The sequence below is a fragment of the Streptomyces sp. NPDC104096 genome (genome assembly GCF_055584385.1).
Genome location: NZ_JBVJMD010000003.1, coordinates 50662 through 76478, shown reverse-complemented (window position 1 = coordinate 76478; position 25817 = coordinate 50662). Strand labels below are relative to the sequence as shown.

19 protein-coding genes and 1 pseudogene are annotated in these 25817 nt (G+C 71.0%); 7 read left to right on the top strand and 13 right to left on the bottom strand.

Annotated elements, in window-relative coordinates; all coding sequences use genetic code 11:
* Positions 1–11: 11 nt before the first annotated feature.
* The 4 genes from ACZ60B_RS04810 to ACZ60B_RS04795 form a co-directional block, all read right to left on the bottom strand.
* Complete coding sequence (locus ACZ60B_RS04810; protein WP_469384202.1) at positions 12–1817, bottom strand: ABC transporter substrate-binding protein; 1806 nt, start codon at positions 1815–1817, stop codon at positions 12–14.
* 102 nt (positions 1818–1919) lie between these two features.
* Complete coding sequence (locus tag ACZ60B_RS04805; protein ID WP_469384201.1) at positions 1920–2942, bottom strand: ABC transporter permease; 1023 nt, start codon at positions 2940–2942, stop codon at positions 1920–1922.
* A gap of 503 nt (positions 2943–3445) precedes the next feature.
* Positions 3446–5353, bottom strand: a complete 1908-nt coding sequence (gene typA / locus ACZ60B_RS04800; protein ID WP_469384199.1) for a translational GTPase TypA — start codon at positions 5351–5353, stop codon at positions 3446–3448.
* Positions 5354–5649: 296 nt separating this feature from the next.
* The gene (locus ACZ60B_RS04795) at positions 5650–7938 is read right to left on the bottom strand and encodes an ABC transporter family substrate-binding protein (protein ID WP_469384197.1); all 2289 of its coding nucleotides are present in this window, start codon (positions 7936–7938) and stop codon (positions 5650–5652) included.
* A gap of 347 nt (positions 7939–8285) precedes the next feature.
* Here ACZ60B_RS04795 and ACZ60B_RS04790 point away from each other — a divergent pair, with 347 nt between their 5' ends.
* The 4 genes from ACZ60B_RS04790 (at position 8286) to ACZ60B_RS04775 (ending at position 12285) form a co-directional block, all read left to right on the top strand.
* Positions 8286–8573 carry a hypothetical protein gene (locus ACZ60B_RS04790; RefSeq protein WP_469384195.1) on the top strand — a complete coding sequence of 96 codons (288 nt, stop codon included), beginning with the start codon at positions 8286–8288 and terminating at the stop codon, positions 8571–8573.
* 89 nt (positions 8574–8662) lie between these two features.
* Complete coding sequence (locus ACZ60B_RS04785) at positions 8663–9484, top strand: hypothetical protein (RefSeq protein WP_469384194.1); 822 nt, start codon at positions 8663–8665, stop codon at positions 9482–9484.
* An 84-nt stretch (positions 9485–9568) separates the two neighbouring features.
* Entirely contained in the window at positions 9569–11515 is a 1947-nt protein-coding gene (locus ACZ60B_RS04780) for a fumarate reductase/succinate dehydrogenase flavoprotein subunit (RefSeq protein WP_469384193.1), read from the top strand.
* Positions 11512–12285, top strand: a complete 774-nt coding sequence (locus ACZ60B_RS04775; protein ID WP_469384192.1) for a succinate dehydrogenase/fumarate reductase iron-sulfur subunit — start codon at positions 11512–11514, stop codon at positions 12283–12285. The genes ACZ60B_RS04780 and ACZ60B_RS04775 overlap by 4 nt, the downstream gene beginning before the upstream one ends.
* On the opposite strand, the gene ACZ60B_RS04770 is transcribed toward ACZ60B_RS04775, so the two are convergent.
* On the bottom strand, positions 12263–12577 hold the full coding sequence (locus tag ACZ60B_RS04770) for a hypothetical protein (protein ID WP_469384190.1): 315 nt from the start codon (positions 12575–12577) through the stop codon (positions 12263–12265). The genes ACZ60B_RS04775 and ACZ60B_RS04770 overlap by 23 nt on opposite strands.
* A 42-nt stretch (positions 12578–12619) precedes the next feature.
* On the bottom strand, positions 12620–14020 hold the full coding sequence (locus ACZ60B_RS04765; RefSeq protein ID WP_469384189.1) for a glycoside hydrolase family 18 protein: 1401 nt from the start codon (positions 14018–14020) through the stop codon (positions 12620–12622).
* Positions 14021–14231: 211 nt separating this feature from the next.
* Between ACZ60B_RS04765 and ACZ60B_RS04760 the strand changes: the two genes are divergently transcribed.
* On the top strand, positions 14232–15866 hold the full coding sequence (locus ACZ60B_RS04760) for a hypothetical protein (protein WP_469384187.1): 1635 nt from the start codon (positions 14232–14234) through the stop codon (positions 15864–15866).
* A gap of 44 nt (positions 15867–15910) precedes the next feature.
* Here ACZ60B_RS04760 and ACZ60B_RS04755 read toward each other — a convergent pair whose 3' ends face one another.
* From ACZ60B_RS04755 to ACZ60B_RS04730, 6 genes are all read right to left on the bottom strand, one after another.
* Positions 15911–18523, bottom strand: a complete 2613-nt coding sequence (locus ACZ60B_RS04755) for a SpoIIE family protein phosphatase (protein ID WP_469384185.1) — start codon at positions 18521–18523, stop codon at positions 15911–15913.
* A gap of 299 nt (positions 18524–18822) precedes the next feature.
* Positions 18823–19281, bottom strand: coding sequence for an ATP-binding protein (locus ACZ60B_RS04750; protein ID WP_469384183.1), 459 nt, complete (start codon positions 19279–19281; stop codon positions 18823–18825).
* Between the two features lie 66 nt (positions 19282–19347).
* Entirely contained in the window at positions 19348–19749 is a 402-nt protein-coding gene (locus tag ACZ60B_RS04745; RefSeq protein ID WP_469384181.1) for a (deoxy)nucleoside triphosphate pyrophosphohydrolase, read from the bottom strand.
* Positions 19750–19784: 35 nt separating this feature from the next.
* Complete coding sequence (locus tag ACZ60B_RS04740; RefSeq protein WP_152892976.1) at positions 19785–19979, bottom strand: SPOR domain-containing protein; 195 nt, start codon at positions 19977–19979, stop codon at positions 19785–19787.
* A 311-nt stretch (positions 19980–20290) separates the two neighbouring features.
* Complete coding sequence (locus ACZ60B_RS04735; protein WP_469384180.1) at positions 20291–21043, bottom strand: GntR family transcriptional regulator; 753 nt, start codon at positions 21041–21043, stop codon at positions 20291–20293.
* A gap of 147 nt (positions 21044–21190) precedes the next feature.
* A complete protein-coding gene (locus tag ACZ60B_RS04730; RefSeq protein WP_469384178.1) occupies positions 21191–22408 on the bottom strand; it encodes a DUF4190 domain-containing protein in 1218 nt (405 codons plus the stop codon).
* A gap of 267 nt (positions 22409–22675) precedes the next feature.
* Here ACZ60B_RS04730 and ACZ60B_RS04725 point away from each other — a divergent pair, with 267 nt between their 5' ends.
* Positions 22676–23257 carry a Uma2 family endonuclease gene (locus ACZ60B_RS04725; protein ID WP_469384176.1) on the top strand — a complete coding sequence of 194 codons (582 nt, stop codon included), beginning with the start codon at positions 22676–22678 and terminating at the stop codon, positions 23255–23257.
* 52 nt (positions 23258–23309) lie between these two features.
* Here the strand turns inward: ACZ60B_RS04725 and ACZ60B_RS04720 are convergent, their stop codons facing one another.
* Complete coding sequence (locus ACZ60B_RS04720) at positions 23310–25493, bottom strand: DEAD/DEAH box helicase (protein ID WP_469384174.1); 2184 nt, start codon at positions 25491–25493, stop codon at positions 23310–23312.
* Between the two features lie 76 nt (positions 25494–25569).
* On the opposite strand from ACZ60B_RS04720, the pseudogene ACZ60B_RS04715 reads away from it, so the two are divergent.
* Positions 25570–25809, top strand: a pseudogene (locus ACZ60B_RS04715) (type II toxin-antitoxin system RelE family toxin); the annotation flags it as partial.
* Positions 25810–25817: the final 8 nt, after the last annotated feature.

Sequence of the window (25817 nt, the reverse complement as noted above, 5' to 3'; positions counted from 1 at the left end):
GCCGTAGAGGGTTACGACTTCACGTAGATACGGTTGATGTCGAGCAGGCTGGACACCGAGCCGTAGCGGGCACCACCGATGTTCGAGCCGGAGAGCTGGAACTGCTTGGTGTACCAGAGCGGGGCCGACGGAATGACCTTCTCCAGCAGGTAGTGCTGGGCTTCCTTCCAGGTCTTCGCGGCCTCGACCGGGTCCTGGGTCAGAGCGGTCTGGATGAGCTCCTTGACCTTCGGGTCCTTGACGTGCGAGTAGTTCGGCGAACCGTCGGCGACCTGGGCCGGGTCGTAGACCGGCGTGATCACGGTGCCGGGCGACGGCCAGTCCTGGCCCCAACCGGTGATGTACATGTCGTACGGGTTGGCCAGCTTGCCGATCTGCTCGTAGTAGCTCGCGGAGTCGACCTCCTTGGCGACCACGTCGAAGCCGACCTTGGTCAGGGCGTCCTCGATGGCGACCTTGCGCTTCTGGCCGGGCTCGCTGTTGGAGTAGGCGAAGACGACCTTCTTCTCGGCGGCCGGGAGGCTCTTCACGATCTCCGTGGCCTTCGCGATGTTGCCCTGCGGCGCCTTCAGACGGCCGTACGGGTCGTACGACGCCTCGTAGCCCGGCAGGGTCGGGGCGAAGTAGTTCGGCGCGACGTCGCCGCCGTAGGCACCGCCCTCACCGGCGATGAGCGACTTGGAGTTGACCGCGTAGGTGATGGCCTGGCGGACCTTGATGTCCTTGACCCGGTCCAGGTTGAAGGACAGCTGCATCACGTAGGGCTGGTAGCCCTTGACCGTGCGCTTGTTGACCGCGGGGTTGCCGATGACGTCCTGGATCTGGGTGGACTCGACGCCGCCGGTGAGCTGGATGGCGTTCTTGTCCTCGCCCTGGTCGGCGATCAGACGCTTGGTCTGGGTCGTCTCGGTGATGCCGAAGGTGAAGTTGAAGCCGTCCGGGTACTGGTGACGCACGGAGTCGGTCTTCGGGTCCCAGTTGGTGTTCTTGGTGAGCACCAGGGACTTGCCGGCCTTGTACGAGGCGATCTTGTACGGACCGGTGGCGACCGGAGCCTTGTCGTAGGACTCCTTGGTGTCCGTCTTCGCCGGGACGACGGCGTAGCCCGCCATGGCCAGCGTCTGCGGCAGGTCGGGGCGCGCGGTGTCGAAGTGGAAGATGACGGTCTTGGCGTCCGGGGTGTCCAGGACCGAGGCCGGCAGGTGCTTGCCGTCGAAGCCGCCGCCGGGCAGCAGCTTGCGGTAGTCGGAGGAGTACTTCTGACCCGCGAGCCAGGTCTGGAGGTAGGGCGGGCCGTCGAAGATGAACTTCGCGAACTGGCGCTCGACGGTGTGGCGGACGTCCGCGGACGTGATCGCCGTGCCGTTGGCGTCCTTGATGCCGTCCTTCAGGGTGAAGGTCCAGGTCTTGCCGCCGTCGGAGGACTTGCCCGAGTCGGTGGCGAGGTCGCCCGCGACCGAGACGTTGCCCTTGTCGTCCTCCTGGAACTGCGTCAGGCGACGGAAGAGGAGGTTGGCGACCTGGCCGGCGTCGGAGACGTAGATCTGACCCGGGTCGAGGTGGGAGAGACCCGCCTCCTGGTAGACCTGGACGGTGCCGCCGCTCTTGGCGCCGGGGACCTCGGCGGCGGGGCCGGTGGAGCCGGCCGCGTCGATGTAGGTGACCGGCTTCGACTGAACCGACGCTTCCTTCTGGTCCTTCTTGGAGTCGGCCCCGGACTTGCTGCCCTTGTTCTCCGAGCATCCGGTGAGCGCGAGGGAACCGGCCGCGATGGCGACCACGATGGCGCGCGCTCTGCGCGAAGTGAACGACTTCATGTTGGCGTAAGCACCTACCTGTCGGTTGTTATCCATGAGTACTGCCTGACGCGGCTGGTAGGCCGACGCGGGGGCGGCAGTCACCCCCCACCAATGGACGAGCTACCGCCCGGACTTGGGGTCGAAGGCGTCCCGGACCGAGTCTCCGAGGAGGTTGAAGGCCAGGACGAAGATCACCAGTGCCACACCCGGGAAGAAGATGAACGCCGGGTCCTGCTGGGCGTATTGCGAGCCCGCCGCGAACAGTCGTCCCCAGTCCGGGGTCGGCTCGACGAAGCCGACTCCGGCGAAGGAGAGGAAGGCAATGGTGAGGATGGTGCTGGGCAGCTGGTACGTGAACTGCACCAGGATGGGAGTCACCACGTTCGGCAGGATCTCCTTGCGGACGATCCGGCCCGGCGAGGCGCCGGAGACCTTGGCGGCCTCGACGAACTCGCGCTCACGCAGAGACAGTACGGTCGAACGCACCAGGCGCGCCATACCCATCCAGCCCAGCAGCCACAGCACGATCAGCATCGCCAGCGCGCGGAAGTATGTGGGGGTCTCCTCACGCGGGTCGACGAAGAACGCGGTGACCACAGGCATGAACGCGATGAAGAACAGCTGCTGCGGGAAGGACAGGAAGAAGTCCGTCACACGGCCGATCCAGTAGTCGGTCCGTCCGCCGAAGTAGCCGCCGACCAGGCCGATGACGATACCCGTGACCATCAGCAGGACGGTGACGCCGACGGCCATGAACAGCGAGGTCCGCATGCCGTACACCAGCATGGCGAACACGTCGCGTCCGTACTGCGGCTCGACGCCGAACCAGTGCGACCCGGAGAGCCCGCCGAACCAGCCCAGCGGAAGCCCGAACTCGTCCAGGACGGGTGTGTCGTTGTAGGTCGGGTCCTGGCCGTACAGCGTGTACGGGTCGGTCCCGCTCAACTTGGTGAGCACCGGCGCCAACAGGGCGACGACGAAGTAGAAAATCACTACCACCGCACAGATGACGCCGGTACGGTCACGCTTGAAGCGCTGCCACATCAACTGGCCGGGAGAGCGACCCTCGAGCTTCTGCTCGCCCTTGTCGGCCCCGGGCTTCGACTCGTCGAGCTCCGGGTCCAAGGCGACTGGACTGGTCATGTGTGTCTTTCCCCCGGGGGGTTGGAGAGCTGAGCGCAGCACAGATACCGGCAGGTTCTGTGGTTTGGGGGAACTTTCGCCAAGGAGTTCAACGCGCGTCAAGGGAAGAAGACGTAGGGATCTCCCTATCGTCAATATTTTGAGCAAAAATTGCGACGATCGACACCTGTGCGCGCTTGACACGTGAGATGGTGATCTGCCATTTCGGACATACGCGACCTTATTTTTGTTTACATGTCCGAAACTTGACAGCTGAATCTCCGATAACCGAACACAGGGCACACGGCATCACATTGCTCTCCTATCGCGCCCTGCACATCTCCCCCACATTTCCCTCACGAAATCCACGAACGCCTCCGGGGCGGCCGGACGGGACGGGAGCCGGGAGAGCCGGCCGGGCCGGCCGGAGCCGCGCACACGCCCCGTACGGATCCCCGCACAAGCCGAAGGCCCGGCCCTCCGACGTGCGGAGGGCCGGGCCTTCGGGGCAGTTGCCGGGGGCGTCAGCCGTGCTTGGCGCGGCTCGCGGTGCGGGCGCGGTCGCGCTGGTCGAGGACGACCTTGCGGATGCGGACCGCCTCCGGGGTCACCTCGACGCACTCGTCGTCGCGGCAGAACTCCAGGGACTGCTCCAGCGACAGCTTGCGCGGCGGGACGATCGCCTCGAACGAGTCGGCCGAGGACGACCGCATGTTCGTGAGCTTCTTCTCCTTGGTGATGTTCACGTCCATGTCGTCGGAACGCGAGTTCTCACCGACGATCATGCCCTCGTACACCTCGGTGCCCGGGTCGGTGAACAGCACACCGCGCTCCTGGAGGTTCGTCATCGCGAACGCGGTGACGGCGCCGGAGCGGTCGGCGACCAGGGAGCCGTTGTTACGGGTCTGGAGCGTGCCGAACCAGGGCTCGAAGCCCTCGTGGATGGAGTGGCCGATACCCGTGCCACGGGTCTGGGTCAGGAACTCGGTACGGAAGCCGATCAGACCGCGGGAGGGCACCACGAACTCCATGCGCACCCAGCCGGAGCCGTGGTTGGACATGTTGTCCATCCGGCCCTTGCGGACGCCCATGAGCTGGGTGACGGCGCCCATGTGCTCCTCGGGCACGTCGATCGTCATGCGCTCGACCGGCTCGTAGGTCTTGCCGTCGACCTCCTTGGTGACCACCTGGGGCTTGCCGATGGTCAGCTCGAAGCCCTCACGGCGCATCTGCTCGACCAGGATGGCGAGCGCCAGCTCACCGCGGCCCTGGACCTCCCAGGCGTCCGGACGCTCGGTGTCCAGCACGCGCAGCGAGACGTTACCGATCAGCTCGCGGTCGAGGCGGTCCTTGACCTGGCGGGCGGTGACCTTGCGGTCCTTGACGGCCGTCTTCGCGTCGGCGCCCTTGCCGGTGCCGCCACGGCCGACCAGCGGGGAGGTGTTGGTGCCGATGACCATGGAGATGGCCGGCTCGTCGACCGTGATCAGCGGCAGCGGGATCGGGTTCTCGGTGTCCGCGAGGGTCTCACCGATCATGATCTCCGGGATACCGGCGACGGCGCAGATGTCACCCGGGCCGGCCTTCTCGGCGGGCTTGCGGGTGAGCGCCTCGGTCATCATCAGTTCGGTGATGCGAACGTTGCTGATGGAGCCGTCACGCTTGATCCAGGCGACCGTCTGGCCCTTGCGCAGCTCGCCCTGCTCGACGCGGAGCAGCGCGATACGGCCGAGGAAGTTGTCGGCGTCCAGGTTGGTGACGTGGGCCTGGAGCGGGGCGGCCTCGTCGTAGGTCGGGGCCGGGATGTGCTCCAGGATGGTGGAGAAGAACGGCTCCAGGCTGGTGGAGTCGGCCGGGACCGTGCCGTTCTCCGGCTTGGTCAGCGACGCGATGCCGTCACGGCCGCAGGCGTACACGATCGGGAACTCGATCTGCTCCTCGTCCGCGTCCAGGTCGAGGAAGAGGTCGTAGGTCTCGTTGACGACCTCGTCGATCCGGGAGTCCGGGCGGTCCGTCTTGTTGATGCACAGGATGACGGGCAGACGCTGCTGGAGCGCCTTGCGGAGCACGAAGCGGGTCTGCGGCAGCGGGCCCTCGGAGGCGTCGACGAGGAGGACGACACCGTCGACCATCGACAGGCCGCGCTCGACCTCGCCACCGAAGTCGGCGTGGCCGGGGGTGTCGATGATGTTGATGGTGATCGGCTCGCCGCCGTCCTTGGGGTGGTACTTCACCGCCGTGTTCTTGGCGAGGATCGTGATGCCCTTCTCACGCTCCAGGTCGTTCGAGTCCATCATGCGGTCGTCGACCGAGTCGAGCTGATGGGCGGCGAAGGCACCGGCCTGCTTCAGCATTCCGTCGACGATGGTCGTCTTGCCGTGGTCGACGTGAGCGACGATGGCGACGTTGCGGATGTCGTGGCGCGTTGCCATGGTGTGGCGTACTCCCGGAGTGGTGAGGACGGCCTGCGCGTACGTCAGTGTTACGCGGGCCCTGCCGGGCTTGACATGCCACGGCCTCACCCCATGGTACGGGGCTGTGGCGGCTGGGGCGCGCCAGGGCATATCCACCCAGCTCAGACCCGCATTCCGCGGGTGAGGAGAGGCCCGATCGGCCCGCGGGGACCGGCCGGCCGCCCGAGGGGTCCTGGCCGGTGCCGCGGCGCTAGGGCGTGTTTCGAAAGTCCCGTCTGCCCGGCGGGCGGACGGCGCTGCTTTCGGAACACGCCCTAGTTCCCGGACGGGCTCGGCGACGGGCGGGTCACGCCCTTCTTCAAGAAGCCCATGTCCTCGTAGACCGGGGTCTGGAAGCCGAAGGCGCCCGCGTTGACGAGGTCCTTGCGGACCGCCGTGAGCTGGGGGCGCTGGTACAGCGGGATGGATCCGGCCGCCGCCCAGATCCGCGCGTCCGCCTTGCGGATCAGTGAGCGTTCCTCGTCCTGGTCCAGCGTCGCGATCGCCTGGTCGAAGAGCTGGTCCACCTGGTCGGTGCCGACCCGCGTGTAGTTCTGCTCGACGCTCAGGGAGCCGTCGGCGGCCGGCACCGGCTTGGCGTAGATGGGGCGGGCGTCGGTGGCGGGGAAGGCGCTGGCAGGCCAGGAGTACAGGGCCAGGTCGTACTGGCCGGAGGCGATGTGGTCCTTGAAGTAGCTCTCGTCGGCGACCTTGGACACCTCGGTGCGGATGCCGACCCGCTCCAGCATGCGGGAGATGTGATCGGCGACGATCCACAGCGGCTCCGAGCCGGCCCCGGAGGGGAGCACGAAGCGTAGCGTGAGCGGCTTGCCGTCCTTGGCCAGCGCACCCGCCGCGGCACCCGCCGGGGCGGCGGTGCCCTTGGGGGCGTACGCGCCCGGCGCGCCGCCCTGGCGCAGATGGTTGTCGGTGTACTGCTTGCCGTCCTGCGCGAGCGGCCGGGGTCCCGCGTCGCCCGTGTCGCGCTCCTGGTCCCGCCCGGTCGCGCGGGGCGCCTTGTTGTCCTCGCCGACGATGTACGCGCCTTCGCTGCCGCCCGTGGACTCGGGCTCGGGCTTCTTCCCCGCGCCCTTCTTCTCCTCGGCCCTCTTCTCCTCGGCCCTCTTCTCCTCGGCCTTCCTCTCCTCGGCCTTCCTCTCCTCGGTCTTCTTCCCCTCGGCCCCGGCCGCCTTCTCGGCCTCCTGCGGCTTGAGCGGGCCGCCCGGCACCCAGCCCGCGTCCGCGAGCAGCGCCCGCGCCTCCGTGGTGTCCTGGCCGCCGAGCGCGCCGCTGCTGTCGGCGTAGGCGTCCTGGCCCGCGAGGGCGAGGTGGCTGCCGACGGGCGTGACGGGCAGACCCAGCGGCTTGAGGACGAGCTTCGCCAGCTCCTGCCGGTCGATGGCGCGGGCCACGGCCCGGCGCACCCGCTCGTCGGCGAGCGGACCGCCGGCGCCGTTGAGGGCGAGCTGGGTGTAGGCCGGTTCCAGGGACTTGCGGACCTCGATCCCGCGCAGCGCTTCCTGCTGGGCCTGCCACCGGGCGATCGCCGTGGTCAGCTTCCCGCGGGCGTGGGCCTCGCGGGCGGCGGCCGCCTCGTCGGAGCCGTGCAGCAGGGCCCAGGAGCGCAGCGCCTTGGCCGCGGTCCGGCCGGCCGCCGGGCCCTGGAGCGGGCTGTCGGCGCCCTGCTGCGCGGCGAGCGTGATGCGCTGGACGTCGCCGGGCGCGATGTCGGCCAGGTCGAGCGTGCCGGCGGCCAGGGCGGCGGCACGCTCGTCGCGCGGCACGGCGGCCAGCACGATCTCGGACAGCTTGGCCGGCCGGCCCCACCAGCGCGGGTTGCGGACCAGGGTGACCTGGGCGCTCTTGTGGTCGACCTGCTGGACGGCGAACGGCCCGGCGGTGACGCTCAGCTTGCGCCGGGCCCCGTCGTTGAAGGCGTCCGGGGTGCCCATGACGTCCTTCGGGTACAGCGGCGCGAACAGCGACTGCCAGTCGGCGTACGGCCGGGCGAAGGTGACCCGGACCTCCAGGTCGTTGTCGCCGCGCTCGATCTTCTCGATGCGGTCGTAGCCGGCGTTGCGCGCGGTCCAGTACGCGCTGTCCTTGCCGGACAGGGCACGCCACTGGGCGGCGAAGTCGGCGGCGCCGATCTCCCGGCCGTCGCTCCACACGGCCTGCTGGTTCAGCCGGTACAGCACGACCTGTTTGGGCTCGGTCTCGACGACCTTGGCGGACTCCAGGAAGTCCGGGTTGCGCTGCGGGCGCCCGTTGGCGTCCAGCCGGAACATCGACGGCAGGACGGCCTGGGCGACGCGGGTGGTGGTGGCGTCCGCGTCCGACTGGAAGGCGTTGAGCGTCTCCGGCACGGTGTCCACGGCCCAGTGCAGGGTGCCGCCGTCGGCGACCAGGGGGCGCGCGGCCGCCGCGACGTCCTGTCCGGCCAGCGGCCTGCTCGGCTCCTCCTCCGAGCTGCACGCGGCGAGCAGGGGCACCGCGAGCACGCCCGCGGTGAGGAAGGCGACCGAGCGCATGACCGCGCGCGGTCCGAGGCCGTCGTAGGACATCTCTGGGTACCTCCGGGGAGCCGCTCCCACCCGGGACGCAAGTGGGGGTTTAATCACATTTGGCGGTATTTTGGAGTTGATCAGATGTATGGACCCACTGAAGAGGAAAGGGTTCACCGGTCCGGGGCGACACGGCGGCGGCGGCCCGGAACCCACCCGTGCGGCGCAATCGTGCGAACCCCGGCCGTCATGGAGCGCAGAGGGAGCGCACCCGGGTGTGCGCGGGAGGCGTGCAATCCGCCAATCGCTGCACATGCCTTCACACCGGCCGGTGTGACGCGCAACACTCGCAGGCGCATGAACGTCACCACCCGCGGCCACCCGGCCCCTGGAAGTGAGGTCACGTCATGTCCGTGCACGACGACCTGATATCGGTCCAGCGCAGCCTCGACGATCTGTCGCGGTCGGTGGGCCGCCTGGAACGGCAGCTCGGCACCGGCGGGCTGGAGATGCGCCGCGTCCGCGCGGACGCCGCCCATCTGCGCGAGAGCGTCGAACTGCTGCGTACGGCGGCGGCTCAGCCCACCCCCCGCAGTCCGGAGCTGGTCACCATCTCCGACACGCCCTACGACATCACCCTGTGGACGGACTCGGACGACGAGGGTCTCGGCGTCCGCGACCGGCACGCCCCCTGATCCGGGGCGTCCCTCGAACGGGCACGCCTCCTGAACCGGCGCGTCCCCCGACCGGACCCGCCCCCTGAAACCGACCGGGAGTCCTCAAGTTGGCCACTGGTACGGAACCTCATCCGAACAGCGGCGGCGTCCGGTCCGCGACGCGCGCCGCGATCGACGCCCCGCACCTGCGGACCGACCGGTGGTGGCTGGCCCCGGCCACCACCGCGGCCGGGCTGCTCGCCTTCATCGTGTACTCGACCTGGCGGGCCTTCTCGAACGCGCACTACTACGCGGCACCGTACGTCTCGCCGTTCTACTCGCCGTGCCTGGCGGAGAACTGCCGGACCATGCGCGCGGGACCCAACGCCGACCTCTTCGGCAGCTGGTGGGCCCTCTCCCCGGCGATCATCATCCTGATCTTCCCACTGGGCTTCCGGCTGACCTGCTACTACTACCGCAAGGCGTACTACCGCAGTTTCTGGGCCTCGCCGCCGGCCTGCGCGGTCGCCGAGCCGCACCGCGCGTACTCCGGCGAGAGCCGCTTCCCGCTCATCCTCCAGAACGTCCACCGGTACTTCTTCTACGCCGCGATCGTCGTGGCCGGGATCCTGACCTACGACACCGTGCTGTCCTTCCGCGACGAGCACTACCGCTGGGGTCACATGGGTCTGGGCACCCTGGTCTTCCTGGTCAACATCACGCTGATCTGGGCGTACACCGTCTCCTGCCACTCCTGCCGACACATCGTCGGGGGCAAGCTCAAGCACTTCTCCCGGCATCCGGTGCGCTACCGGATGTGGCAGTTCGTCGGGCGGCTCAACGCACGTCACATGCTGCTGGCGTGGTCGTCGCTGGTGAGCGTGGCGCTCGCCGACCTCTACGTGTACCTCGTCGCGTCCGGGGTCTTCGACGACCCCCGATTCTTCTGACGGTCCGCGCTTTCACCGATCCGCGCTTTCACCGATCCGCGCTTCTACCGATCCGCGCTTCTTACTAACGAGTGGGGCCTATTGATGTCCGTGGTCGACCGGCAGGAGTGGGACGTCGTCGTGGTCGGGGCCGGCGGCGCCGGTCTGCGCGCCGCGATCGAGGCGCGCGAGCGCGGCGCCCGTACTGCCGTCATCTGCAAGTCGCTGTTCGGCAAGGCGCACACGGTGATGGCCGAGGGCGGGATCGCCGCGGCGATGGCCAACGCCAACGAGCACGACAACTGGCAGGTCCACTTCCGCGACACCATGCGCGGCGGCAAGTTCCTCAACCAGTGGCGGATGGCCGAGCTGCACGCGCGCGAGGCGCCGGACCGGGTGTGGGAGCTGGAGACGTGGGGCGCGCTGTTCGACCGGACGAAGGACGGCCGGATCTCCCAGCGCAACTTCGGCGGCCACGAGTACCCGCGCCTGGCCCATGTGGGCGACCGCACGGGTCTCGAACTGATCCGGACCCTCCAGCAGAAGATCGTCGCCCTCCAGCAGGAGGACCACCGGGAGACCGGCGACTACGAGAGCCGCCTCAAGGTCTACCAGGAGTGCACGGTCACCCGGGTCCTGAAGGACGCCGGTGGCCGGGTCTCGGGGGTGTTCGCCTACGAGCGCGAGTCCGGCCGCTTCTTCGTCCTGGAGGCGCCCTCGGTCGTGATCGCGACCGGCGGCATCGGCAAGTCGTTCAAGGTGACGTCGAACTCGTGGGAGTACACCGGCGACGGGCACGCGCTGGCCCTGCTGGCCGGGGCGCCGTTGCTGAACATGGAGTTCGTCCAGTTCCACCCGACCGGCATGGTCTGGCCGCCGTCGGTGAAGGGCATCCTCGTCACGGAGTCGGTGCGCGGCGACGGCGGGGTGCTCAGGAACTCCGAGGGCAAGCGGTTCATGTTCGACTACATCCCCGACGTCTTCAAGGAGAAGTACGCCCAGTCCGAGGAGGAGGGCGACCGCTGGTACGAGGACCCGGACCACAACCGGCGTCCGCCCGAACTGCTCCCCCGCGACGAGGTCGCCCGCGCCATCAACTCCGAGGTCAAGGCGGGCCGCGGCTCCCCGCACGGCGGGGTGTTCCTGGACGTGTCGACGCGGATGCCCGCCGAGGTGATCCGGCGCCGGCTGCCGTCGATGTACCACCAGTTCAAGGAGCTGGCCGACGTCGACATCACGGCGGAGGCGATGGAGGTCGGGCCCACCTGTCACTACGTGATGGGCGGCATCGCGGTCGACTCGGACACGGCCGCCGCCCGCGGGGTGCCGGGGCTGTACGCGGCCGGTGAGGTCGCGGGCGGCATGCACGGCTCCAACCGGCTCGGCGGCAACTCCCTGTCCGATCTGCTGGTGTTCGGACGGCGGGCGGGTCTGCACGCCGCCGAGCACGCGGCCGGCCTGGGCGACGGGCGGCCGGCGGTGGACGAGGCCGAGGTCGACCGGGCGGCGGCCGAGGCGCTGCGGCCCTTCTCGGCGGAGGGGCCGACGCCGGACGGGCGGGCGGGACAGCCTCCGGAGAACCCGTACACCCTGCACCAGGAACTCCAGCAGACGATGAACGACCTGGTCGGCATCATCCGCCGCGAGGCCGAGATGGAGCAGGCCCTGGAGAAACTGGCCGAGCTGCGGGTACGGGCCCGGCGGGCCGGGGTCGAGGGCCACCGGCAGTTCAACCCCGGCTGGCACCTCGCCCTGGACCTGCGGAACATGCTGCTGGTCAGCGAGTGCGTGGCGCGGGCCGCGCTGGAGCGCACCGAGTCGCGCGGCGGGCACACCCGCGAGGACCATCCCACGATGGACCGCAGGTGGCGCCGCGCCAACCTGATCTGCCGGCTGGCCGGTCCGGCCGGGGATCCGGCGGCACCCGAACCGGACGGCGGGCAGATCTCCCTCACCCGCGAGAACACCGACCCCATCCGACCGGACCTGCTCGCCCTCTTCGACAAGGAGGAGCTGGTCAAGTACCTCGCCGAAGAGGAGCTCTACGAGTGAGCAGCTACGAGGCCCGCTTCAAGGTGTGGCGCGGGGACACGAAGGGCGGTGGGCTGGAGGACTTCGCGGTCGAGGTGAACGACGGCGAGGTCGTCCTCGACATCATCCACCGCCTCCAGGCCACCCAGGCCCCCGACCTCGCCGTCCGCTGGAACTGCAAGGCGGGCAAGTGCGGTTCGTGCTCGGCGGAGATCAACGGCCGTCCCCGGCTGATGTGCATGACCCGCATGTCGGTGTTCACCCGGGACGAGACGATCACCGTCACCCCGCTGCGCGCCTTCCCGGTGGTCCGCGACCTGGTGACGGACGTCGGCTTCAACTACACCAAGGCCAGGCAGGTTCCGGCCTTCGTGCCGCCGGCCGGGCTCGGTCCCGGCGAGTACCGCATGCAGCAGGAGGACGTGGACCGCTCGCAGGAGTTCCGCAAGTGCATCGAGTGCTTCCTGTGCCAGGACACCTGCCATGTCGTGCGCGACCACGAGGAGAACAAGCCGGCCTTCGCCGGGCCGCGCTTCCTGATGCGGGTCGCGGAGCTGGACATGCACCCGCTGGACGCGGCGGCCGAGACCGGCCTGGACCGCAGCCGCACCGCCCAGGACGAACACGGCCTCGGCTACTGCAACATCACCAAGTGCTGTACGGAGGTGTGCCCCGAGGGCATCAAGATCACGGACAACGCGCTGATCCCGCTGAAGGAACGGGCGGTGGACCGCAAGTACGACCCGCTGGTGTGGCTGGGGTCGAAGATCAGGAGGCGTTCTCCGGAGTGACGGCGCCGGGGGTGCGGCCGGGGCGCTGGGCGAGCCACTGGACGCCCAGGCTCCCCATCCACAGGAACCAGCCGACGAGCGGGAGCGTGTCGAACTTCGCGGGCAGCACGCCGAGGAACATCCACAGGGACATCCCGGTCGCGCCGATCAGTTGGCCGTACCCCCACAGCTTGGGCCGCAGGACACGGTGCCGACCGATCGGCACCACCCAGCCGGTCGTGACGGCCGCGATGCCGAACCCCGCCGTCGCCGCCACGGCCAGCACCGCCAGGACGACCAGAATCATGTGCATGGCAGTCATCGTCCCACCAGGGCCCGGGCGCACGCCAGGTGGTCATCGCGGATCTGCCCAGCCCTCGCGGTAACCCGTCCAGTCGTCCTCCGTCGCCGCGAAGTCCACGTACAGGGCGACGCCGAAGTTCGCGCGGTCGCGGTCGGTGCGGGAGAGGCCGAGGCGGACCCCCCTGACCGCGGCGGGGACGGTCTCGGCGTGTGCCCAGTGCCCGAAGCGGTTCTCGTGGAAGAACGGCAGGCCCATCAGCAGGTCGGTGGTGGGCGGGGTGACCTCCAGGGCGAGGGAGGTCTGCTGGGCGACATAGCCGCCGTAGGTGCTCGGCAGCGGCTGCATGGTGTCGTACGACATCACGGCGATCTGGTCGACCCGGCGCGCGACCTGCCCGAAGAACTCCTGCGACCACCACTTCGGGTGCCCGGCGACGGTTCCCCAGAAGGAGTGGAACCCGGGGAGCGGGTCGATCTGGTGGGAGGCGACGGACAGCGGGACACCGGCGGCCGCGGTGACCGTGTGCAGGGAGTCGAGGAGGGCGAGGTAGTGGCCGTCGCCGGAGTGCAGGGGCTCCAGGTCGAAGTGGACGCCGTCGAAGCCCGCGGCGAGGATCTCGCGGGTGGAGCGGACGACCGCCGCGCGGGTCGCGGCGCGCTCCAGGTGCATGCCGTCCGGCTCCTCGGTGGCCAGCTTGTCGCCCAGCCAGGCCTGCACCCGGACGCCGGGCAGCTCGCGATGCACGGCCGCTGTCAGCCAACCCGCCTGTGAGTAGGCCGATTCGGGCAGCGTCCCGTCGTGCTCCAGCGGGCCCGCGTGGACGTAGAGGTCGCGGATGCCGCTGCCGTCGAGGCGGTGGGCCAGGGCCGTGACGTCGGCGTCGCGCTTGCGCCCGTCGACCCAGGCGTGACCGAGCCAGATCGCGTCCCGGCCCCGGGTGTACGTGCCGTCGGCGGGGTCGCCCGCGTAGTTCACCCGCAGGGCGGTCTCGGCGGCGAGCAGGGGCAGCAGCAGGGCCAGGACGAGCCCGAGAGCGATGCGCACCGCCCGGCGCGCACCTCGACGGGGACGACCGGGGGCGGGGTCGGCGGTGTCGGCGGCGATGTTCGTGTCGGTGTCGGGGGTCGCGTCCGCGTTCGCGTCGGCGTCGGGGGGCGCGTTCGTGTTCGCGTCGGCGTCGGGGGTCGCGTCGGCGCTCGCGTCGGCGTCGGGGGTCGCGTCGGCGCTCGCGTCCGGGTGCGTGACGGAGTCCGGGTCGGCTCCGGCGTCCGGGGGTGTGTCGGCTCCGGCGTCTCGGCGTGCGTCGGTGCCTGCGTCGGGACGCGTGTCGGGGCGTGTGTCCGTGTCGGGGCGCGCGTCGGAAGCGGCGGGGTCGCCGTCGGCCGGACCGTCGTGCCGTCCCGGCTGCGGGCCGGGCTGTCGCTGTGCCTCCGGGTGTCCGGTGTGGTCCATCCCATGTCCCCCTCGTGTCTCGGCCCGCCCCTGGCGCCCCGTCCCGGACGCACACCGCTCGCGTGCCCGCATGGGCGGCCATACGCTCCCAAATGTGACGTCATCCTTGTTCCGGGGCCGGCCACGGCGTGCGACCTCGCACATACCCGTGCAGGTGGCACATGCCGCGCTGGGCGGGGTCCTCGGGCTGGTGTGGCTGGTGTTGCCATGGATGACGACACAGAACGACCCGCCGGTTGCGATCACCGGCCCGCGGCCGACCTGCACCCCGGTCGCGTCCGAGGCGGCGCAGGCGTCCGCCGTCGATCTCGTCCTGCCGCTCGCCGCGGTGGGCGCGGCAGGCGTGGTCGCGGGCTACGGATACGTGCGGCGCACCCGACGGGCCCGGACCCGGACGACCCCCGGCGGGCCCTCCGCCGCGCCCGCCGTCGAGCCGCTGGCCGAACTGGACCGGAGGACGCGGGCCTTGCTGGTCGAGGCGGACGACTGCATACGCGCCAGCCGGGAGGAACTCGCCTGCGCGGTGGCCCTGTCCGGGACCGGCCCCGCGGAGCCGTACGCGCGGGCGGTGCGGGAGGCGGAGGACGAACTGGCCGCCGCGTTCGCGATACGGCAGCGCTACGACGAGGGCGTACCGGCGGAGGAGACGGCCCGGCGGCACGCGCTCGCGGGCATCGACGGCCGGTGCGCGGAGGCGGGGCGGCGACTGGACGCGGAAGCGGTGGGATTCGACCGGCTGCGCGGTCCGGAATTCGGGGCCGGCGCGGCGCTGGAGGCGGCGGAGGCACGGTTCCGGCAACTGGCCGGCCGGATCGGGGCGGCCCAGGCGACGCTCGCCGACCTGGAGGTCCGGTACGGGCCCGCGGCGAGCACCGGGGTCGCGGGGTACGTCGAACAGGCAAAGGACCGGCTGGTGTTCGCCACCTCCCGGCTCAACCGGGCCCGCCAGACCGCCGATCGCGGCGAGCCGGGCAAGGCCGCCCTGCATCTGCGGGCCGCCGAGGGCGGGGTGGCCCAGGCGGCGGTGTTCGTGGACGAGGTGCACCGTCTCGCGACCGCGCTGACGACGGCCGCGCGGTGGCTGCCGGCCGCGCTCACGGGGGCGGAGGCCCAGCTCGCGAGGGTGCGGGCGGCCGGGCCCGCGGCGCGGCCCGGGGTACCCTCGGGCGAGCTGCGGTCACGGCTGCTGCACGCGGACGCGGTGCTGGACTCCGTACGCCAGGAGGTGACCGCAGGGCGTCCGCACGATCCGCTGGGCCTGCTGCGCCGGGTCGTCCGGGCGACCGCGCCGCTGGACACCGGGCGGGGCGGGGTGCTGGCGGCCGCCGCGTCGCTCGTCGCCCGGTCCGACGTCGCGGGCGCGGGCGGCTTCGTCGCGACGCACCGGGGGGTGGTGGGCGCCGAGGCCCGTACCCGGCTGGCGGCGGCGGAACGCTGTCTGGCCTCGGTGGACGGCCGGGCGGGCGGCCGCGTCCCGCGGGACGGTGCGGCGGGCGCCCCGGGGGTGAACTCGGCGGCGGTCCAGACGGACGTCCCGGCCGGTGTCCCGGCGGGCGCCGCCGCGGCCGCGGCGGCGGACGTCCCGGCGAGTGTCCCGGCGGGCGACCCGGCGGACGTCATGGCGGACGTCCTGGCCTGCGGCGACCTGGCCACGCGGGCCCGCGAGCTGGCCGAGCTGGACGTACGCACGCACGGCAACCCGCACGACGGGCCCACCGCCCACGAGAGCGGCCTCGCCGGAGCGGTGCTCGGCGGCCTGCTGTCGCCCGGCGCATCGCAGGACGGCACGCCCCCGAGCTTCGGCGGCCCCCGCACCCGTGACCGCAGGGGGCCTGCGCCCACGTGAGCGCGGGGAGCCGTACGGGTCGCCGTACGCCGTCGCCGGAGGTCTCAGAACAGGCTGAGCAGGGCCTCCGCCGGATCCATGAGGCCCGTCTCGCCGTCCGGGAGCGGGAGTTCGAACCACACCGTCTTGCCCCGGGGGGTACGGCGCGAGCCCCAGGCGGCGGAGAGCAGGCCGACGAGCTGGAGGCCGCGGCCGCCCTCGTCGGTGTCGCGGGCACGCCGTCGCCGGGGCTGTACCAGGCCGGAGTCCCAGACCTCGCACACCAGGGTGCGGTCGAGGAGGAGGCGCAGCCGGATCTCGCCCTCGCCGTAGCGCAGCGCGTTGGTGACCAGTTCGCTGACGAGGAGTTCTGTCGTGTCGACCAGGGGCTCCAGGCCCCAGCTGAGCAGTTGGCCGCGCGCGTACTCGCGGGCGCGGCCGACGCTGCGCGGTTCGCGCGGCAGCGTCCAGTCGCCGACTGACTCGGTGGGCAGTCCCTGGACGCGGGCCATCAGCAGCGCGATGTCGTCCTCGCCGTGGTGGGTGTCGAGGGTCCGCAGGACGTGGTCGCAGACGTCCTCCAGCGGGCGCGTCGGGTCGGTCAGCGCGCCCACGAACGCCTGGAGGCCCTCGTCGAGGGGGTGGTCGCGGGATTCGACCAGGCCGTCCGTGTAGAGCGCCAGCAGGGCGCCCTCGGGCAGTTCGACCTCCACCTCCTCGAACGGCTCGCCACCGACGCCGAGCGGCATCCCGGGCGGCACGTCGAGCATCAGCGCGGCCTCGCCCGGTTCGACGAGGACGGGGGGCAGATGACCGGCGTTGGCGAAGGTGCAGCGGCGGGTGACGGAGTCGTAGACCGCGTAGACGCAGGTCGCGAGGTACACCTCGGAGAGGTCGGCCTCGCGGGGGCGGCGCGCGGCCCGGGTGGCCTGCTGGACCCCGCCGGGGGTGCCGAGTCCGCGGGCGATCTCGTCCAACGCCGAGAGCACCTCGGCGGGTTCGAGGTCGAGCAGGGCCAGAGTCCTTACGGCGGTGCGCAGTTCGCCCATGGCCACCGCCGCGCGCAGCCCGCGGCCCATCACGTCGCCCACCACCAGCGCCGTGCGGTGGCCGGGGAGTTCGATGACGTCGAACCAGTCGCCGCCGACCTCGCTGGGGCGGCCGGTGGAGGCGTTGCCGGGCAGATAGCGGCAGGCGATGTCGAGACCGGAGGCGACCGGGTCGCCGGGCGGCAGCAGGGACCGTTGCAGGATCAGCGCCCGCTCGTGCTCGCGGCGGTACAGGCGGGCGTTGTCGATACAGACGGCGGCCCGCGCCGCCAGCTCCACCGCCAGGTCCCGGTCCCGGTCGCCGAACGGCTCGCTGCCCTTCGTCCGGGCGAACTGCGCCAGTCCCACGACCGTGTCGTGGGCGACCATCGGGACGGCGAGCGTGGACTGCACCAGGCCGCCGTCCTCGCCCGGGATGAGCAGCGGGCGGGCGGTGCGCAGGGCGTCCGCGCACGGGGAGTTGAAGGGGTAGTGGTGGACCGCGCCGACCGCGACGGGCCGGTCGCCGCCCGCGAAGGGCGCGTCGGACACGGCGCTGGCGAAGGCGACGCGGCGCAGTTCGGCGCTGCCGTCGGCGAGGCCGGGCGGGGTCTCGTCGCCGGCCAGCAGGCCCTGGTAGAGGTCGACGGTGGCGAGGTCGCAGAACCCCGGCACGACGACGTCGAGGAGCTCGCGGGCGGTGGTCTCCAGGTCGAGGGAGTTGCCGATCCGGGCGCCGGCCTCGTTGAGCAGGGCGAGGTTGCGGCGGGCGGCGGCGGCCTCGCGGGCGGCCGCGCGGCGGGAGGTGATGTCGGTGCCGAGCCAGGCGATGCCGATCGGTCGGCCGCTGCCGCTGTGCACGCGGTAGAGGTTGATGGACCAGTGGCGGCGCTCCTCGGAGCCCGGCACGAAGCCCGTGACGTGCATGTCCGTGATGGAGTCGCCGGTCTCCAGGACGCGGCGCAGGGTCGCGGAGACCCGGTCGGCCTCGCCGCGCGGCAGGTAGTCGTGGACGCCCTGGCCGCGGTGGTCGTCGGGGCTGCCGCCGAAGATGGAGGCGAACCGCTCGTTGGCGCGGCGCACCCGAAGATCGGCGTCGATCAGCAGGAAGCCGAACGGAGATTGGCCGAATATCGCCTGCGAGGCGGCGAGGTCGGTCTCGATGCTGCGCAGGGTGCGGACGTCGACGACGATGCAGACGGCGGCCTTGTCACCCTCCGTGGTCCGGGTCGGCATGACATAGACCTCGGCGAGTCCCTCCTCGCCGCGCTCTCCGGCCGGGGCGTCCGGCATCCGGAAGGGGACCACCCCGGTCCACTCCCGGCCGTCGAGGATCTCCGCCATCTTGCGCTGCCCGCGCTCGCGCAGGTCGGGGTCGACGAACGCCTGGATGGGATCCATGCCCACGGCGCGCTCGGCCGGGATGCCGAAGATCTCCTCGGCGCGCAGGCTCCACTGGTCCACGAAACCGTCGGCGCCGATGGAGAAGGACGCGACCCGGATGTAGTCGTACATCGAGCCGGGCGGACTGCTCTGCCACATGGGATCGCCGGACGGCACCTCCGCGTGGGCAGCGGTGCCCGAGGCATCCGCCCTCGCTCCGCCCGACGGGTCCTCGGACTCCGTCGCCTTCGCTGGTATCTCGCTCACGCGAACCGTCCCCTCCAGCTCACCGCGCCCGGCACCGGTCACCGGGGGCGGCTGCCCGCAGTATCCAGCACTACGGTGCCGCACGACACGGTGTTCACGATCACAGCACGGTCCAGGTTCTTTTCGGACCTGTCCGTGACAACACTTCCAGTCTTCTAACCAGGGAACACACCGTCGAACCACGTGCGCGGGGGATCATCGTCGACCTGAATCGGCCAGTCGACAGTACGTGGGCGCGCGTACAGAAGATGTCGAGGGGCATACGACACGAAACCGCCCAAAAAGACTGGTTTCACTGCTCAGTCCGGCACCGCGAGCTCGAACCACACGATCTTGCCCGCCGATCCGGGCCGGGTGCCCCAGCGGCGCGAGGAGGACGCGACCAGTTGCAGGCCGCGGCCGCTCTCGTCCTCCGGGCGGGCGGCGCGCTCGCGGGGCGGGTCGGGCAGCGGGTCGGAGACCTCCACCAGCACTCCGCGCAGCCGGGAGGGACGGACGAGGCGGACGCCGATGGGACCGGTCGCATGACGCAGGGAGTTGGTCACGAGTTCGCTGACCAGCAGGGCCGCCATGTCACTGACGGATTCGAGATCCCAGCCCAGCAACCGCTCCCGGACCACCGTGCGCGCCGCACGAACCGCGCCGGGGTCTGCGGGAAAGGTCCATTCGGTGCAGTCGCCTTCGGTGTCGATCACGCCGATCACTTCCCGGGCAAGCGGATCGCCCCATGTCCGGTTTTGAGGGGTTAATAGGCACATACCCGACATCCGGCATGGGACACCGCCCTCCGGGGCGCACTGTGTCACAAACGGCGCACGGGAAGCTCAGACGGGCCTCAGGCGCGCGAGCGCCTCCCGCACGGCGGGCACATCCTGCTCAAGCCAGTCCACGTCCCAGATCTCGGCGGGGGTGAGCCAGCGCAGCTCGTCGTGGTCCTGGAGGGGCTCGGGCGCGGCGGAGCCGGCGCGCAGCCGCGCGGTCCACACGCACAGGACGTACGGCGCTCTCAGCGGCCACCGACCCGGTACGCGCTCGACGGCCTCGGCCTCGACGCCGAGCTCCTCGCGCAGTTCGCGCACGAGAGCCGCCTCGGGCGTCTCGCCCGGCTCGACCTTGCCGCCGGGCAGCTCCCAGCGCCCGGCCAGCTCGGGGGGCGCACTGCGGCGCGCGGCGAGCAGGCGGCCACCGTCGAGCAGGGCGGCCCCGACCACGATCCGTTCCGTCATGGGCCGGAGCCTACGGGAGCGGGGTGGCGGGCAGGTCAGTTGCGGGTGGCGTCGTCGTGCTGCCCGATCCGCTCGACCCAGTACAGCTGCTTGTGTCCGCGGTGGTCGAGACTGTCCGCGATCTTCTGCGCCTCGGCGCGGGTCGCGTACCTCCCCACGCGATAGCGATTGCCGTTGTCGTCCTGCCGTATGACGAGCCAGGGAAGAGCGATCGTGCCGCCGTCGTTCATCGCACCCCTCCCGCCCGCGCTTCGCCCCGCGCCCCGCCTTCTAACGAAACCGCAATCCGCATATGCCCGAGCCTACGCCCAACCTTCACGCAGCGAATACGGCTTTTCACAAAGAGGTACGCAACCGGCCAGCCCCCAGGGGCGCACGGCAGTGAACGCGCCCCGCGCACCGTGCACCGCAACCGGTCGGCGGCATGCCGAAGCCGCCCGGGACGACCTGCGAGAACGACCGGAAGGCAGCAGCGCCCCGGACGGCCTCGACCGAGCGCCGTCCGGGGGTGACAGATATGAGGTTGTGCGCAGGTCGCGCGCTACTTCACGGGAAGGTGGTACGCGACCCGGTAGCGGTCCGCCGGGACGACCACGTCGGCCGTCTCCACCGGGCGTCCCGAGGCGTAGTAGGTGCGCTGGACGACCAGGACGACATGGCCGGGCACCCCGCCCAGCGCGAGGAGTTCCTCCGCGAGGCCGGGACGGGCGCCGACCTCCTCGGTGACGTTGTCCACGATGACGTCGATGGCACGCATCCGCTCGACCACGCCCATGCCGCCGAGCGGCCCCTCCTCGGGCAGCATCACCGGCGTCCGCCCGGTCACGGCGAGCGGCTCCCAGGAGGTGGAGAGCATCATCGCCTCGCCGGCCTCGCGGAACACGTACCGCGTGCACATCACGCGGTCGCCCGGCTTGATGCCGAGCCGCTCGGCGACGGCGCCGCTCGCCTCCGCCTGCGCGCTGCTGGACTCCCAGGTGCCGCGCGTGTCCACGTCGGCCTGCTCCTGGCGGAAGGGGGTCGCGCCGCCGGTCGGACGGAACCCGGAGCGGGCGATCCGGCGCGGCACCGGCCGTTCGCGCACATACGTCCCCGAGCCGGAGCGGCCCTCGACGAGCCCCTCGGCCATCAGCACCTTGCGCGCCTCCAGGGCGACGGTGTCCGAGACGCCGTACTCCTCGCGGATTCTGGCCTGGGAGGGCAGCCGGGTGTGCGGTGGCAGCGAACCATTGACGATCTTCTTGCGGAGATCACCCGCGACGCGCAGATACGCCGGCTGCTCACCGAATGTCACTGGCCGCTCCCATCAGGTTGTACAGACAGCAACAGCCTGGCAACCGTGGGTCGTCTCGTGCAAGCAAAGGCCAGAGAATCACTCGATGTGATGACTTGGGCCTGCGGAGGGCTTTACGCAGGCACTTTCTCCCCACTCCGGCCGTGCTCACACATCGAGGTCCTCACTGCCCCCGCCGTCGCCCGCCCCGTCGCCGTAGTCGTCGTACGACGGAGGGGTGGTGGCCAGGCCCAGAGCCTTGCGCGCGGTGACCGTGGCGGCGTCGTCGATGAACTCGTACCCGCTGTCGTAGTGCGCGTAGAACGTGTCCGCGTCGTCGGCGGCGGCGGCCTTCGCCCACTCCTTGCGGGCCGCCTCCACGTCCTTCACCAGGGCGGCCACGGGCCGCTCGGAGGCGGCCGGCCAGTCGTGCGCGCGCAGCGCCGCGGCCTGCGCCGCGAGCGCGTCCTCGACGTCGCCCGCCCAGTCCGTGTTCGTCCCCAGGTCCTCCTCGGGGTAGTCCAGGGGCTCCTGCGCGAGCGCGGCGTCCAGGGCCTGACCCGCCTTCAGGAAGGCCTCCTGGTCCGCGTCGAGCATCGAGGCGTCGTTGCGCAGCGAGCCGGTCAGCGTGGCGTCCTCGTCCGTGTTGCCGAAGAAGCAGGTGATCTCGCGGTCGCCGAAGTCCCAGGAGTCCTCGGTCGGGGTGAAGTAGTACACGTCGACGTCCTCGGGAACGGCCCAGGGGTCCATCGCGTAACGGCCCAGGAGCTTGTAGCACCTGTCGTCGGCGATGTCCGAGACATGGGTCTCGCCGGGGTAGGAGTCGTCCGGGTAGTCGGCACCCTCGCGCAGGCCGAACACGGCGAACGCCTCGCCGTCGTGCTCGCCGTCGCAGGGGACCACGTCGACGTCGTAGGTGTAGCCGTCCTCGGCGTCCGGCGCGTCGAAGCACTCACCGGCGCTGACCGGCACGCTCACGCTGTTCTGGGCGCCCTCCTTGAACCCCTCCCAGACGTCGTTCGCCGCGCCCGTGGTGAGCATCAGCGTCCACAGCACGAGCCCGATCGACGACATCGCCGCCCCGCCGATCGCCAGCCCCTTGCCGCGCTCGCCGCGCCGCCTGATCTGCACCAGCGCGACGACCCCCAGCACCAGCCCCACCGCCGGCAGGAAGCAGAGGATGCCGAGGACCAGGGAGGCGATGGCCACACCGTTGACGGGCGCGGGCCGGTTGAACGGGCTGTAGCCCTGTCCCCAGGTCTGGTACGGAGGCTGCCCGTAGCCCCCGTACTGCGGGTACGGCGCGGGCGGCGGAACCTGGTAGGGCCCCTGGGGCTGCTGGGGCTGCTGGGGGTCGTGGGCCCCCGGGGGCGGAGGTATGGACACGGTTACCGTGCTCCTGGTTCTGACGGGACGGCGGGCGGCGGGACGGCTCGGCGGCGCCAGCCCCGAATCCCCGGATGCGGAAGGGACGAGAGATCAGAACTGACGTACGACCTTGGCGCATGGTAAGCGCGCGACGACCCGGGGTGTGAGGCCGGTCGGGCGGCGGGCCGGGGGTCCCGGAGGTGCGGCACGGCAAGGTACCGAGATCCCCCGACCCGAGATCGCTCAGCCCCTCCGCGCCCGGTCGCGGGCCGCTACCTTGAAGCCATGACCGCACTGCCCGACTGGATGCGCCCGCCTCGCGCGGAAGGCTGGTTCGCGGAGGACCTGGACAGCCTCCCCGAGGCGCCGCGCCACACCGAACTGATCGACGGAGCGCTCGTCTTCATGATGTCGCCGCAGCGGGCCTGGCACGGCCGCCTCGTCACCGCCCTGACCACCACGCTCATGACGCAGGCACCGGCCGGCTTCGAGGTCGAGCGGGAGATGACGATCCGCCTCGACGCCCGCAACCGTCCCGAGCCGGACCTGCTGCTGACGGACCTGCCCTACGACCCCGACCGCACCTGGTACGCCCCCGAGGACGTGCAGCTCGTCGTGGAGGTCGTCTCCCCCGAGTCCGCGCACCGCGACCGCAAGGTCAAGCTCCGCAAGTACGCGGAGGCCGGCATCCCCCACTACTGGTGCATCGAGGACGAGGACGGGGCACCCGTCGTGCACGTCTACGAGCTCGACGAGCCGACCGGCGCCTACGCCCCCGCCGGAATCTTCCGGGGCACCCTCCGGCGCCCGGTGCCCTTCGAGATCAGCCTGGACCTCGACAAGCTCACACCGCCACGCAGCGGCTGAAAGGTCGGCACGGATACGCGGAAGGGGTGGACCGTCGGGACCCGGGGGTCGCTCACGGGCGCCCTGCGGACTCCTTGCGGACCGCTCCCAGCCGCGCCTGCTCCTCCTCGACGATCTGACGGGCCATCGCCGTGTCCGAGACGTCGACCGCGTCCGGCGTCGACTCGGCGACCGCGCTGCGACGTGCGTACGCGTCGAACAGACGGGTCTTGTTCTTCAGCATCTCCACCATCCGCTCGTCCACCCCGCGGGTAGCGAGCAGCCGGTGCACCTGGACCGGACGCACCTGTCCCATGCGGTGGGCCCGCGCCACCGCCTGATGTTCGATGGTCGGCTTGATCTGGGGCTCGCAGATGATCACGACGGACGCGGCCTGCATGTTGAGCCCCACCCCCGCCGCCTCGATCTGCGCCACCAGCACCGCTGGACCCGGCACGGCGGCGAACTCGTCCACCAGTTGCTGACGGCGCGCGGGCGGCACGCTTCCCGAGATCGGCCCGAACACCTGACCGCCACCAGGGTTCCGCGCGGCATCCAGCATGTCCTTCACCGCCCCGAGGACATCCCTGAAGTTGGAGAACACCACCACCTTCAGCCCGTTCTCGGCAGCGTCCTCGACGATCTCGCGCAGCCGGTTCAGCTTGGCCGACTTCCCGGGGCGCGCGTACGCCGCTCTGCGCATCGCCATGAAGTTGCCGGCGCGCACGGCCTCGAGATAAGCCTCTTCGTCCGACGTGCTCAGCTCCTCCCACTCGTCCGTCTGCTGGAGCGCGGGCAGTTCGGTCAGGACATCCTGCTGGTTGCGGCGCAGATAGACCGGGGCGACAGCCTTCCGGAACGCCTTGGAGCCGGCCACTCCGTCACGGTCGCCGACAGCCTCTGCCAGATGCGGCTGAAGAATCCCCACGAGGCTGCGGAACTCGGCGACCCGGTTCTCCATCGGTGTGCCGCTCATGAAGAGAACGCGTTCACAGCGCCCGGACCATTCGGTCACGGCTTGGGAGCGACGCGTCTTCGGATTCTTCACGTAGTGCGCCTCGTCCACGACCAGCATCCCCACCTCGCCGCCTCCAGGAGCAGGGAAACCACGCAGGCCGTCGAAGGTGGTCACCCCTACGCCGCCCCGGTCCTTCCACTCGGCGAACGCTTCCTGCCTGTCGGGGCCGTGCAGAGGCGTCACGCGCAGCTTGCTTCGGGCCTCGATCTCTCGCGTCCAGTTGATCAGGACGCTGGCCGGGCAGACGACCATGAAGTGACTCTGTCCCCCGGCAGCAAGATGAGCCAGGACGGCGATGGCCTGGATGGTCTTGCCGAGTCCCATCTCGTCGCCGAGGATCACCTTGCGTTGCGCCAGGGCGAAGCGCGCCCCGAAGGCTTGATAGCCGCGCAGAGACACCCGCCGGTGGGTGTCGTCGAGCATCTGGTCGCGGACCCGCCCGGCGATGTCGTCGGGCAGGAACCCCTCGGCGGCGGCAGTGTCCGGTCTGCGGCCGGAGATCTCCGCGAGCAGGCTGTAGTACTCGGCGGAACGCAGCTCGAAGTCGACCCAGGCCGCAACCTCCGTCGAGGTACCGCGCAGCAGATCCACCGAAGCCTGCGCGAGCAGTTCCGGCACACCGCTCCGCGCCGCTTCCTCGATCAGCCCGCGGAGCTCTGCGACTGCCTCCCGCGCCCGAGCTCGTCCGTCCTGCCCCACCAGCAGCATCCGCAGCCGTCCGGAGGCCGGCCTGGCCTCGGCCAGCAGCGGACCGAACCGCTCCGAGAGAGCCGCGGCCTTGTCGACGGCTCGCCGCGCATCGGGGCCCGCTTCCACCAGCACGTTCAGGGCCATGACGAGCGAGGTGGTTCGCGGCTCCGGCCGATCCACGTCGATGTGGACGGCGACGGTCTCCCGAACGGCATCGGATATCTGACGCGCCGCCGCGATGACCTGATCGGCGGTCCGCTGCCCCACGCCGGGAATCTGCCGCAACCGGTAGGAACCCGCATCGAGTACCTGCCAAACCGATCCCAGCCCGCTCTTCTCGACTTCCCCGAGCCTCAGCCGCCCCTCGGTGACCTCCTTCAACCGGGCCACCGGGATGGCGCCCAGCGCCTGTTCCACCGCAGTGTCGCAGATCGGCTTCAGCGCCTCCCGAACCGCCTCGACAGCCCGCCCGTGGTCACCGGCCAGCGCCTGCGCCGCCTCGTACAGCCGCCTCCCCGCGGCGACCGCCTCCCGCTCGCTGCGCCCCATACCGCCCCGGCCCCTCTCGCCATGTCCCCGCATACTGCCATTGCCGCCCCTCGGCACCGACCAGAATCCATCAGCGTTGTGTACACACGGCACACGGACCGAGCTGCGCGAGATCCCGCGTGACCTGGCGCTGCGCATCCTGGCGAAACCGACGGAGCTGGAGAGCGACCCCTTCGGCCTCGACACCACCGCACTCGTGTCCCGGCCCGAGCGCCGCCGACTGCGGGTCGGCGACTACCGAGTCGTGTACACGATCGACAACGGCGAGCTGGTGGTGTGGGTCGTGCACGTGGGGCACCGCTCCACGGTCTACGACCCGTGGCT